Source organism: Gottfriedia sp. NPDC057991 (assembly GCF_042886615.1).
Taxonomy (GTDB): Bacteria; Bacillota; Bacilli; order Bacillales; family Bacillaceae_G; genus Gottfriedia.
This window is the reverse complement of the sequence record NZ_JBHVQN010000002.1, coordinates 689,332-701,098: the sequence shown is the minus strand read 5'-3', so window position 1 is coordinate 701,098 and position 11,767 is coordinate 689,332. Positions and strand designations below refer to the sequence as shown.

The following is an 11,767-nucleotide window of genomic DNA, read 5'->3' as shown; positions in this document are numbered from 1 at the left end:
ACTACTCGCTGCCATTTTATCACAAAAATAAGACTGCCCCCATTTCTAATCACCACGAAACTTTTAGGAGAGGTGTTAAACACCACGTTGTCCTTTTTAGTCATATGGATAATTAGCAAATGTTTTGGGACAGCCTCATCACACAGTTAAATATTAATCTTCTTTAAATTCTTCAAGTTTTCTATAAGATAATAAGCCAGCATTAATTTCTTCTAATGCTTTTCCTACAAATTTATCTGACACTGGTTTTTCAACACGAGTATCTTTATTTACTTGCATTTCGCGAGCACGCTTTGAAGCAACTGTTACAAGCGTATATTTTGAGTCTAATTTTGTTAATAAACGGTCAATCGAAGGATATAACATAGTTTATTCGGCCTCCATCATTCTTTTATAATAATTTGCAACTCGTTCACGTTTTAAATGTTCACTTAAAATAATTGCTTTAATACGGTCACAAGCTAAATCAACTTGATCATTTTCAACTACATAATCGTAAGCATCCATCATTTCAATTTCTTCTTTTGCTGCATTCATACGATTCATAATTACATCTTCAGTTTCTGTACCTCTTGTTACAATTCTATTTTGTAATTCTCTCATACTCGGAGGGGCTAAGAAAATAAAAATACCTTCAGGAAAAGCTTTTTTTACTTGCAGGGCACCTTGAACTTCAATTTCTAGGAAAATGTCTTTTCCTTCGCTTAATGTTTTTTCAACATAATCAATTGGCGTTCCATAGTAATTACCTACAAACTCAGCCCACTCAAGAAACTTATTTTCATTTATTTTCTGTTTGAAATCTTCTTTTGATGTAAAGAAATAATCTACTCCATGTACTTCACCTTCACGAGGATTTCTTGTCGTCATCGAAATACTATATTGCAGATCTAAGTCCTTATTATCAAAAATAGCTTTACGCACCGTACCTTTACCTACTCCTGATGGACCAGAAAGTACGATTAATAAGCCTCTTTCATGCCTCATTTATGACCCTACCCTTCTAATTCTAGACAGTTTAATTTATTAAAGGTCAATCTATTGTTACATACTGTGTTGGAGTCAATTAATAAAAAATTAATTAGTCTTCTACTTCACATTGTTACCGGACCTTTGAAACGATAAACAAATCTTTTACATTATTCAATATTTTGAACTTGCTCTCTAATTTTTTCAAGATTATTTTTAATTTCAACAACTTGTTTAGAAATATCTAATGAGTTTGCTTTAGAACCAATCGTATTCACTTCTCGATTCATTTCTTGTACGATGAAATCTAGTTTTCGACCAATTGATTCCTTTACTTGTAAAGTTTCATTAAACAATTCTAAATGGCTAGTTAGTCGAACTAATTCTTCAGATATGTCACATCGATCTGCAAAGAGCATAATTTCTGTTAATAATCTTTGCTCATCAACCGCTGTTAATTCAACTTCCGCTAATTTAGATTGAAGTTTTTCACGATATGATTTCAAAACAAGAGGAGAATGCACAGTAATCTGTTTTTTACATTCTTCAATTGCTGTTAATCTTTCTATTAAATCTTTTTTAAGTTGTCCACCTTCTTTGCACTTAACATCAAAAAATTGCTGACATGCATTTTCAGTAGTCGTTAATAATAATTCTTCAAAATTATCATTGATTTGTTCTACTTCACTTACTGTAGTAACTTCAGGTAGGTTTAATAAATCGATTGGATTATAAGAAGATTTACTTTGCTCTTCACCTGATAGATTTTCAATCGCTTTTTTATATTGTTGAATTAAGCCTTCATCTATTTGTAATGTACGTTGTAATAAGCCCTCAATTGTAACAAAAACCTCAACCCGACCTCGACTAGTATACTCAGCTACAATTTTCTTAATTGCATCTTCATATGCTAATAATTGTCTCGGCATTCGAACGATTGTCTCTAAGTATCGATGATTCACTGCTTTCATTTCAATATGTATTTTGTACTGTTCATTTGACAAAATGGCTTTACCATATCCTGTCATACTTACGACCATTGTTCCACTTCCAATACACTAATTTTCTCTCTAATTTATTTCCCAAATTTCATTCAATATGTAAAAGAGAAAAGGTAATAGAGCATACCTCTACTACCTTAAGGAATTATAACATATTTTAAATTGGTTATCCATTTTGTTCGTAAATTATTTTTTCTTTGTAAATAATGCTCCAGCAAGCATAAAAGTTGGAATTGATGAAAGACCTCCAATTAAGAACCAATCCCTAGGCACGATCGGAATCGTTTTGAAAATAGGTTGTAATGGTGGGTAGTAAATAACAACAAGCATTAATAGCATTGAAACGATAACAGCACCAATTAAATATAAATTTCCAAATACATTTCGATGGAAAATGGAACGTTCACTTCTACAATCAAATACATGAATTAATTGAGCTAAAACTAATGTGGAGAATGCTACAGTTTGTGCGTATTCTAGTTGATTTGGATGTTGATTATAGGAAATAATGAATGCTAATAGTGTGACAAATCCAATTAAAAACCCTCTTGAAATAATTTTCCATCCTAAACCTCTTGCAAAAATCCCTTCTGATAATGAACGAGGACTTCTTTTCATTACATCATCTTCAGCTGAATCAACACCTAATGCCATTGCAGGTAAACCATCAGTCACTAGATTTACCCATAGAATTTGTACTGGAACAAGAGGTAGTGGTAACGCTAATAACATTGCAAACAACATTACTAAAATTTCACCAACATTTGAAGCTAATAAATAACGAATAAATTTACGAATATTACTATAAATATTGCGTCCTTCTTTAATTGCAGACTTGATTGTAGCAAAATTATCATCCAGTAAAACTAATGCTGAAGCTTCCTTTGCTACATCTGTACCAGTAATCCCCATTGAAATTCCAATATCCGCCGCTTTAATTGCTGGTGCATCATTTACACCATCACCAGTCATTGCTACAATATGACCATTTGCTTGGAATGCTTTAACAATCTTCAACTTATGTTCAGGCGAAACTCGAGCAAACACTGCCGTATCTTCAACAAATTCCTGAATTTGCTCTACAGAAAGTGCATCTAATTCTTTTCCTTCTACTACTCTACCATTATCTCTTAATATTCCTAGTTTTCTAGCGATACTAGAAGCAGTTAATTTATGATCACCCGTAATCATAACTGTTTTAATACCCGCTTCTTTACATTCTTGAACAGCTTGTGCAACTTCTACTCTTGGTGGATCAATCATCCCTTGTAAACCAATAAAAGTTAAATTTTTTTCGAGATCCCTTTCATCAATGATCGAATTTGGATTTAATGGTTTAAAAGCAATCGCAATCGTACGAAGTGCATTATTTGCATAAGTTTCGATTGTACTTTCCACTGAATTTTGTCTAAACGTATTTAATTGTTCTTCTCTTTCATGCCATAAAATTGTATTACATTTTGAAAGTAAGACGTCTGGTGCACCCTTCGTAATTACAAATTGTTCGCCAGAACGATTTTTTACAATGACCGACATCATTTTCCGTGTACTATCAAAAGGAAGCTCATGTATTCTAGTAAAATTCGAATTTACGTAATCTCGGTCAATCCCAGCTTTATAACCTGCAACAACAATCGCACCTTCAGTAGGATCACCATCTAGTACGATTTCTTTTTTCTTTTGAATTAATTGTGCATCACTACATATCGATCCGAATACAAGAGTTTGAAATAATTGTTTATTTAAAGTTGGATTAATGGTTCTCTCTTTATTCATAAATTCTCCATCGATTGCATATCCATTTCCTGATACTTCAAAACTAGACCCGCCCGTCCAGATATTTGTAACAGTCATTTTATTTTCTGTCATAGTCCCTGTTTTATCTGAACAAATGACTGAAGCACAACCTAATGTTTCAACCGCTTGAAGCTTTCGAACAATTGCTTTCTTTTTAATCATCCGCTGTACACCAAGAGATAAAGCAACCGTTACAATTGCCGGTAAGCCTTCTGGAATCGCAGCAACTGCAAGTGACACACCCGCTAAAAACATATGATATAATTCATTTCCTTGATAAACACCGATAAATACAACTAAAGCTGTTAAAAATAATGCAAGAACAATTAATATTTTACCTAATTGTTCTAATCGTCTTTGTAAAGGTGTAACAATGGTTTCTGTATTTTGAAGTAAATTCGCAATTTGCCCCATTGCTGTTTTCATTCCTGTCGAAACAACAACACCTTTACCATTTCCACGCGTAACGAGTGTTCCCATAAAGCCCATATTATCTTGATCACCAATACCAATATCATCGGTCTGAATTGATTCAAATCTTTTTTGAACCGGTACAGATTCACCTGTTAGCGCTGATTCTTCTATGTATAAACTTGATGCCTCGATTATGCGAATATCAGCACCAATCCGATCGCCACTTGAAAACTTAATAATATCCCCAACAACTAAATCCCTTGAAGGGAGCTTAACAAACTGCCCATCACGCAAAACATTTACTTGTGGAGCAGCCAATTCTTTCAAAGCCTCTAATGATCTCTCTGCCTTTGCTTCTTGAAAATATCCTAAAATCCCGTTAATTAATACAATTGCCATAATCGCAACTGCATCTACTACTTCCTTTAAAAAGATTGATATAATCGTTGCGCCTAATAGAACAAATACCATAAAATCATTAAATTGATTTAAAAATAAAACGAGTTTGGAAGTTTTCTCTGATTCCTTTAATTCATTTGCCCCAAAAGTTGCCCGCCTTTTCTTTACCTCCTCATCAGTTAAACCGGAGGAAACATTTGTATTCGTTACTTGCACGACTTCTTCCGCTCTCATCCGATAAAAATTCATACCCGCGTTCACCCCTAATTAAACATTAGGTAAGTTGTCCCCCTTACCTCTCATAAAATCATATTCAGACTCGTCCAAATAAATGATATAATGATGAAAATAAATCTAGCTTTTAACCGCCAAGAACTGTGACAAGACCAATCAAGATATTGTATGATTGAATTCCCTTAAGAAATTTCTTGATTGTTTATTTAATGGATATGAGTCAGTTTATGAAATATGATGATTTGAGAAATAGATTGAATGTAATTAGAAGTTAATTGGAACTTTAGGATAGTAATTAGAAGGTAAACTTAAAAATACGGTTGAATGGACTTTTAAAGTCTTTAAATTAATTTGAATTTTTTTCGTTCCTTAGAACTCGATCTTAAGTAACTCGTCCATTCTAGAGTAGAAATCAATGAACCTTTTTCACGATTACTAAGTCACTTAGTTTGAACCCTCATCATTTTATTGAACCAATAATTGAATTAGAATTGAATACAATTAGAGAAGTGATTGGAACGAAAAGGGTGCTCGGCTCCTATGGGAGATGCGGGAAGCCTTAGACCCCGCAGGAACGAGGAGGCTCAGGTTCCGCCCCATGGAAAGCGGGAACTCTGTAGTGGAAATCAACGTTCTATTTTCCATTGATATTAAGTCACATTAAAAACCCATCATTTAATTGATAATGATTAAAATTTATAATTTCAAAAAAAAATAGTGTTTTAAAGAGTAGGACGTGATACATATGTCTTTTGACGGACTTTTTACAGGAGCTATGACAAACGAAGTAGCTTCTAAACTAACAACTGGAAGAATATCAAAAATTGTACAACCAAGTAACTATGAAGTACTACTTACCGTGAGAGCAAATGGTGCCAATTACAAACTATTATTAAGTGCTCACCCTAGTTACGCAAGATTCCATTTTACAAATCAAAACTATGATACCCCATCAGAACCATCAATGTTTACAATGCTTTTAAGAAAACATTTAAATGGTGGGTTCATTGAAAGCATTACACAGTTTGAACACGAGCGAATCGTTAACATTAAAGTTCGTAGTAGAAATGAAATTGGTGATGAACAATACCGAACATTGATCATTGAATTAATGGGTAGACATAGTAATATCATTTTAATTGATGAAGAAAGAAAAATAATCTTAGACAGTGTTAAGCATGTACCGATGGCAGTTAATCGTCATCGAATTGTACAACCCGGTGCAACTTATATTTCTCCTCCAAATCAAGAAAAACATGATCCATTTCAAGTTATTTCTGAAGAGGAGTTTAATCAAAATATTAGCCAAGGTGAGGTGTCACTATCCGAAGCAATTGTTCAACAGTTCTCCGGAATCTCTCCATTACTCGCAAATGAAATTGTCTTTAATGGAAAAGAAGATGTATATAATTCATTTAAAACAATCATGAATGAAATACAACTAAAAAAGTTTACTCCTTCACTTTTCCGCTTAGAATCGAGAGAAATGTTTTATTTCATAAACTTATCTCACTTACAAGCCGAACAAACTGTTTTCCCTAGCTTAAGTGAGCTTTTAGATGTTTATTACTTTGGTAAAGCTGAACGTGACCGTGTAAAGCAACAAAGCGGAGATTTAGAAAAACTGTTACAAAATGAACTTACAAAAAACAAGAAAAAAATTAAAAAGTTACACAAAAGTCTTGAAGATACTGATAAAGCAGATAAAATTCAGTTACAAGGCGAATTGCTTACTGCAAATATGTTTGCACTACAAAAAGGCATGAAAGAAATTGAAGTAATTAATTACTATGACGAAAATGGTGCCACAATGGTCATTCCGTTATCGCCATTAAAAACACCTTCTGAAAATGCACAAGCTTATTTCACAAAATATACTAAGCTTAAAAATTCAGTAGCACATATTGAAGAACAAATTAAATTAACGATAGAAGAAAATGATTATTTAGAGACAGTTATTCAACAAATCGAGTCTGCTTCACCACGTGATTTGGAAGAAATTAGAGAAGAACTAGTTGAGACGGGTTATATAAGAAAGAAAAAATCGAAAAAAGCCCAAAAGTCAAACAAACAAAAAGTTACATTAGATGAATACATCTCTACTACAGGCGAACAATTATTAGTCGGTAAAAATAATAAACAAAATGATTATCTAACAAATAAACTTGCTAGTAGAGACGAGCTATGGTTTCATACAAAGGATATCCCAGGCTCCCATGTTGTCATTCGTGCTAAGGATCCTAGTGAAATTGCAATTAAAGAAGCAGCTATTATCGCTGCATATTTTAGTAAAGCACGTCAATCAAGCTCGGTCCCAGTCGATTACACGGAAATCCGCCATGTAAAAAAACCAAATGGTTCCAAACCAGGTTTTGTCATATACGAACAAAACAATACGGTTTATGTAACACCTGATGAAGAACTTGTTTTAAAATTGAAGAAATAAAAAAATGGTGCCTATAAAAAAGGCACCATTTTTATTTTCATGACCTACCGAGCTAAACTATTTACTTTTTTATTTCACCTTTTTCAATTTTACTACTTAGTAATGATCCTAAAAATAGTACAAGTCCTACGCAAAATCCAAAAATTAAGTTCGAAAAAATCTCATCTTCTCTTATATATTTAATGATGAAATAAGCAGCAAAAAATAGCATCGTAATGACACCGAAATACTTTAATACATCCTTTATTTTTACCATTTATATACAATCTCTCCTCTTCTATTAATAGATAAAAGTTTACAATAGATTGACCTTAACAACTATTCGATCATAAACAATATTAGACCTGTATTTAAAAATAAAAAAAGATAAGCAATAGCTTATCTCGGTGTGTAGACAAAGTACGAAAAACTTGGATTTCAGACTGATTGCAAGCGCTTGTCTTTCGAGGCGCGAAGTCTGGTGAGGAGCGGAGTTACCTTAGACGGTAATGAGCACCGCAGACAGGCGAAGCAACGAAGAAAGCGAGCGTTTGGCGGGCAGTCTGAGATAAGCTAAATCTAGCTTATCTCTTATCTTTCATTCTGTAAGTAGCTTAACGCCTGTTTTGTCTTCTCAATATATTCTACGTCATTATTCGAACACATAAATTTGACATTTGTTTGACCAGTTTCATTTAATTGGCCATTTTCTCCAAGTAACTGGATTAATCTTTTTACAGTACCATTGCTTCCATCAACAATTTGAACATCTTCAGGTAAAATCTTTTTTAAGATGTTTTTATAAAATGGATAGTGAGTACAACCCAAAACAATTGTTCCATATTGCTCAATATTAAATAATGAAAGTTTACTTTTAAAATAATCAATCATAAAATTTTCATCAAAATTTAATTCCTCACAATAATGAACAAGCTCTGGTAAAGGCAATGAATCTACAATACTTAAATCGTCCACCCTCGATATAAGCTCATTATACTTTGTTTGCTTTAACGTTAGTGGAGTCGCAAAAACTAATACTCTCTTACCAGTTGTTCTGTTCATTTCAACAGCTGGTTTTACAGCCGGTTCCATACCGATAATCGGAAAATCATACATTTCTCTTAATTCATTTACTGCAATACTAGTCGCCGTATTACATGCAATTACAAGTGCTTTTACATCTTCTTTAATAATCATTTCAACAGACTTTTTTACAAATGCACTTACTTCTTCCTTCGACTTTGTACCATAAGGAACGTGAAGGGTATCAGCAAAATATAAAAAATCTTCATTTGGTAATTTTTTCAGTGCCTCATTTAAGACAGTTAACCCACCAATTCCTGAGTCAAAAAAAGCTATTCTCATTTCAATTCACCTAATAATTTTAATTTAATGAAGTCATTTGTGAAAGTGTCAACAAATCATTACATTACTCAACAGGGACAATCTTTTACAAATATATAATACTAAATTAACCTAATTATGGATGAATGTAAACTTTTCAGAAAATAGTTAACTCAAGAAGGGATTATTCGCAATTCTTGTCAAGCTTGCTAAACCTATATTTCTCACTATTCCCTAAACATTCAAAATGATTAGTTTAAAAAGATAAAAAGTTTCTCATTTCGTGTATTTTTTTACGATTTGTGGAACAACCTTATTCACTTATATACTTGTAGCCCCCTCCTGTCACCTATTCTTAAAATAATGATTTTAATATTGTTGAATTAGAAACAATATTTTATATAATATTGATAATGAACCAACGGTTAGGAGGATTGACTATGAACAGAGAAGAACAGCTTATGATGGGTTTCAGGGACGTATTTAACAAGATGGTTTGGCTTAATAAGTTTAAGATGGAAGAGGCTCTTAAGGGATATCAATCTTCTGAAGTACATTGTATCGAATACATTGGAAAAAATGTAGATTCCAACGTGACCAAACTTGCTGATTCCTTATATATGACAAGAGGTGCCATAACTAAAATAACGAAGAAGCTTATAAATAAAGGACTGATTGAAAGCTACCAGAAACCAGATAATAAAAAAGAAATCTATTTTAGGCTTACTGAGCAAGGAAACGTAATAGACAATATCCATGAAGATCTACATAAAAAGTTTCGAGAACGAGATAAAGCTGTATTTGATCAAATAACCGAAGAACAATTCGACAGTATGCTTAACTTCGTGAACAATTATTGTAATCATTTAGATGCAGAAATAAAGAAACAAGGAATCGATATCGATCGTAATCCGGAACAAATTTGAATAGTAAATTTGTTCCCTAAGCAGCCCAACTCTACTATAGAATAGGCTGCTTTTTTATTTCAATTTTATTGTTGACAAGGAAACAAAATCCTCGTACGATAAATATGTTTCCAAGGAATCAAAAATATCGTTATTGAGAGGAGAATATTATTGTTCAAATTTAGATCACACAAAGAACAAAAACCGGAACAAACCATAGATAAAAAAGCTTTACTTTTCGGTCTAATCTCTGTCTTTCTTTGCGGAATAGGCTTCAGTATCATCACACCAGTCGTACCATACTTAGTACAACCTTATTTAAGCAATCCAGGAGATCAAGCCATAGTTGTTACGTTGTTGACTTCTGTTTATGCCGTATGCGTGTTTTTTGCAGCGCCCGGACTTGGAGCATTAAGCGACAGATATGGCCGTCGTCCAATACTTTTAGTATCCCTTTTAGGTTCCGCTATTGGGTATTTAGTTTTTGGCATAGGAGGAGCTCTATGGGTCCTTTTTGCTGGACGTATAATTGAAGGGATAACTGGCGGGAGCATAAGCACAATCTTTGCATATTTTGCAGACATCACACCTAGTGAGCAACGAACTAAATACTTTGGGTGGGTAAGTGCAGTTGCAGGTGTAGGCGCTACAATCGGTCCTACTCTTGGTGGATTACTTGCCAAGTTTGGCTATTCAGTACCCATGTATTTTGGAGCAATCATAACTTTACTAAATGTTGTTTTCGGAATCTTATATATGCCCGAGAGCCTTGGTATAAATAATAGACTTAAAAAGATTACTCTTGTAAGACTGAATCCATTCAGCCAGCTTGTAAATGTACTTTCCATAAAAAACTTAAAATGGCTACTCATCTCAGCGTTCCTACTTTGGATACCGAACGGATCATTACAGGCAGTTTTTTCACAATTTACAATTGATACATTCAATTGGGAGCCTGCACTTATTGGACTAATGTTCTCAATTATGGGTGTCCAGGACATCATCTCACAAGGTTTCATCATGCCAAAGCTGTTAATTAAATTTAGTGATTCACAAATAGCAACTCTTGGAATGGTTTCAGAAATTATAGGCTACAGTCTTATTGCAGCATCGGCTTTGTTCTCATACTATCCTCTTCTTATCATTGGAATGTTTATATTTGGGTTTGGTGATTCGATCTTTGGGCCATCATTCAATGGGATGGTCTCCAAGACTGTTGATCCAAGTGAACAAGGTAGAATCCAAGGAGGCAACCAATCTATTCAGGCTTTAGCAAGAATAATTGGGCCGATCATAGGAGGTCAAATCTATGTATCACTCGGTCATGCCGCACCCGCTTTTATGGGTATACTCCTTATAGCAGTAGCAGCATCAGTATTGAATAAGGGTAGACTTATAAATAGATAAACTAATTTTTACGAATAGATATAGAGTGAACATTTCTAAACATCACCTTTAGCATACGGCGGTCTTAGGATGATACCGCCGTTTTTTATCCTTTTATTTCTATTGAGGTGGAATGGTAACTATTATCTTGATCAATCAAAAAATTCTTCAATCCGACAAAATTTATTTTATAATGAAGTACATGGTTCATAGATCAAATACAAGGTGGTTAGTTAAATGAAAGAAGAATTACTTAAAATTTTTGATGAATCTGGTAATCATATAGGAGAAGCCTCTCGAAGTGAAGTACATAAAAAAGGATTATGGCACGAAACATTTCATTGCTGGTTACTTAGTATAGTAGAAGACCAAGCTTCAATTTATTTTCAAATCCGTAGTCATCAAAAAAAGGATTATCCGAATTTATTTGATATCACTGCTGCTGGTCATATATTATCTACTGAAACAGTTCAAGATGGATTAAGAGAAGTAAAAGAAGAACTTGGAATAGAAGTAAAAATGGAAGATGTAATCCCTCTTGGTATCATTAAAAATTCGATTATTTTAGAAACGATTAATGATCATGAATTGAGTCATGTTTTTTTACTAAAAAGCAATAAACCTTTTACTGTTTTCAACCTACAAAAAGAAGAAGTTTCAGGAATCGTGAAAGCTGATTTTAACCAATTTTATCAATTCGCACATGGATTAAGAGATACAGTTGAAGTTGATGGTTTTCAAATTACTGAAACAGAGGAAAAAATTCCAATTCAAAAATCTGTAGATAAAAATCAGTTTGTTTCACACGAAAGTAATTATCTTTTAGATGTTGTTGAATTAATAAAAAAACATATACATAGTTAACTCTAATTTTAAGAGCCCTTTGTTTTTAA

Annotated in this window: 10 protein-coding genes; 4 read left to right on the top strand and 6 right to left on the bottom strand. The window is 33.2% G+C overall.

Annotated features, from left to right (window positions below; genetic code table 11):
• Nucleotides 1-153: 153 nt before the first annotated feature.
• The 4 genes from rpoZ to ACFVR2_RS10830 form a co-directional block, all read right to left on the bottom strand.
• Nucleotides 154-366 carry a DNA-directed RNA polymerase subunit omega gene (rpoZ, locus tag ACFVR2_RS10845; protein WP_387361525.1) on the bottom strand — a complete coding sequence of 71 codons (213 nt, stop codon included), beginning with the start codon at nucleotides 364-366 and terminating at the stop codon, nucleotides 154-156.
• A gap of 3 nt (nucleotides 367-369) precedes the next feature.
• Nucleotides 370-987: a guanylate kinase gene (gene gmk, locus ACFVR2_RS10840; protein WP_098808997.1), complete on the bottom strand. Its 618-nt coding sequence runs from the start codon at nucleotides 985-987 to the stop codon at nucleotides 370-372.
• Between the two features lie 152 nt (nucleotides 988-1,139).
• Nucleotides 1,140-2,009, bottom strand: a complete 870-nt coding sequence (locus ACFVR2_RS10835) for a YicC/YloC family endoribonuclease (RefSeq protein WP_387361522.1) — start codon at nucleotides 2,007-2,009, stop codon at nucleotides 1,140-1,142.
• Between the two features lie 147 nt (nucleotides 2,010-2,156).
• A complete protein-coding gene (locus tag ACFVR2_RS10830) occupies nucleotides 2,157-4,829 on the bottom strand; it encodes a calcium-translocating P-type ATPase, SERCA-type (protein WP_387361520.1) in 2,673 nt (890 codons plus the stop codon).
• A 730-nt stretch (nucleotides 4,830-5,559) separates the two neighbouring features.
• Between ACFVR2_RS10830 and ACFVR2_RS10825 the strand changes: the two genes are divergently transcribed.
• Complete coding sequence (locus ACFVR2_RS10825) at nucleotides 5,560-7,260, top strand: Rqc2 family fibronectin-binding protein (RefSeq protein ID WP_387361518.1); 1,701 nt, start codon at nucleotides 5,560-5,562, stop codon at nucleotides 7,258-7,260.
• 61 nt (nucleotides 7,261-7,321) lie between these two features.
• Here the strand turns inward: ACFVR2_RS10825 and ACFVR2_RS10820 are convergent, their stop codons facing one another.
• Nucleotides 7,322-7,516, bottom strand: a complete 195-nt coding sequence (locus tag ACFVR2_RS10820) for a hypothetical protein (protein ID WP_387361516.1) — start codon at nucleotides 7,514-7,516, stop codon at nucleotides 7,322-7,324.
• Between the two features lie 314 nt (nucleotides 7,517-7,830).
• On the bottom strand, nucleotides 7,831-8,604 hold the full coding sequence (gene murI, locus ACFVR2_RS10815; RefSeq protein WP_387361514.1) for a glutamate racemase: 774 nt from the start codon (nucleotides 8,602-8,604) through the stop codon (nucleotides 7,831-7,833).
• A 419-nt stretch (nucleotides 8,605-9,023) separates the two neighbouring features.
• Between murI and ACFVR2_RS10810 the strand changes: the two genes are divergently transcribed.
• From ACFVR2_RS10810 to ACFVR2_RS10800, 3 genes are all read left to right on the top strand, one after another.
• Nucleotides 9,024-9,509: a MarR family transcriptional regulator gene (locus tag ACFVR2_RS10810; RefSeq protein WP_387361512.1), complete on the top strand. Its 486-nt coding sequence runs from the start codon at nucleotides 9,024-9,026 to the stop codon at nucleotides 9,507-9,509.
• A 150-nt stretch (nucleotides 9,510-9,659) separates the two neighbouring features.
• Nucleotides 9,660-10,895, top strand: a complete 1,236-nt coding sequence (locus ACFVR2_RS10805) for an MFS transporter (protein WP_387361510.1) — start codon at nucleotides 9,660-9,662, stop codon at nucleotides 10,893-10,895.
• A 216-nt stretch (nucleotides 10,896-11,111) separates the two neighbouring features.
• Complete coding sequence (locus tag ACFVR2_RS10800; RefSeq protein ID WP_387361508.1) at nucleotides 11,112-11,738, top strand: NUDIX hydrolase; 627 nt, start codon at nucleotides 11,112-11,114, stop codon at nucleotides 11,736-11,738.
• Nucleotides 11,739-11,767 lie beyond the last annotated feature (29 nt).

Bases quoted from the DNA above. Each gene is read 5' to 3' on its own strand.
- rpoZ (WP_387361525.1), bottom strand. From the start codon at position 366: ATGTTATATCCTTCGATTGACCGTTTATTAACAAAATTAGACTCAAAA.
- gmk (WP_098808997.1), bottom strand. From the start codon at position 987: ATGAGGCATGAAAGAGGCTTATTAATCGTACTTTCTGGTCCATCAGGA.
- ACFVR2_RS10835 (WP_387361522.1), bottom strand. From the start codon at position 2,009: ATGGTCGTAAGTATGACAGGATATGGTAAAGCCATTTTGTCAAATGAA.
- ACFVR2_RS10830 (WP_387361520.1), bottom strand. From the start codon at position 4,829: ATGAATTTTTATCGGATGAGAGCGGAAGAAGTCGTGCAAGTAACGAAT.
- ACFVR2_RS10825 (WP_387361518.1), top strand. From the start codon at position 5,560: ATGTCTTTTGACGGACTTTTTACAGGAGCTATGACAAACGAAGTAGCT.
- ACFVR2_RS10820 (WP_387361516.1), bottom strand. From the start codon at position 7,516: ATGGTAAAAATAAAGGATGTATTAAAGTATTTCGGTGTCATTACGATG.
- murI (WP_387361514.1), bottom strand. From the start codon at position 8,604: ATGAGAATAGCTTTTTTTGACTCAGGAATTGGTGGGTTAACTGTCTTA.
- ACFVR2_RS10810 (WP_387361512.1), top strand. From the start codon at position 9,024: ATGAACAGAGAAGAACAGCTTATGATGGGTTTCAGGGACGTATTTAAC.
- ACFVR2_RS10800 (WP_387361508.1), top strand. From the start codon at position 11,112: ATGAAAGAAGAATTACTTAAAATTTTTGATGAATCTGGTAATCATATA.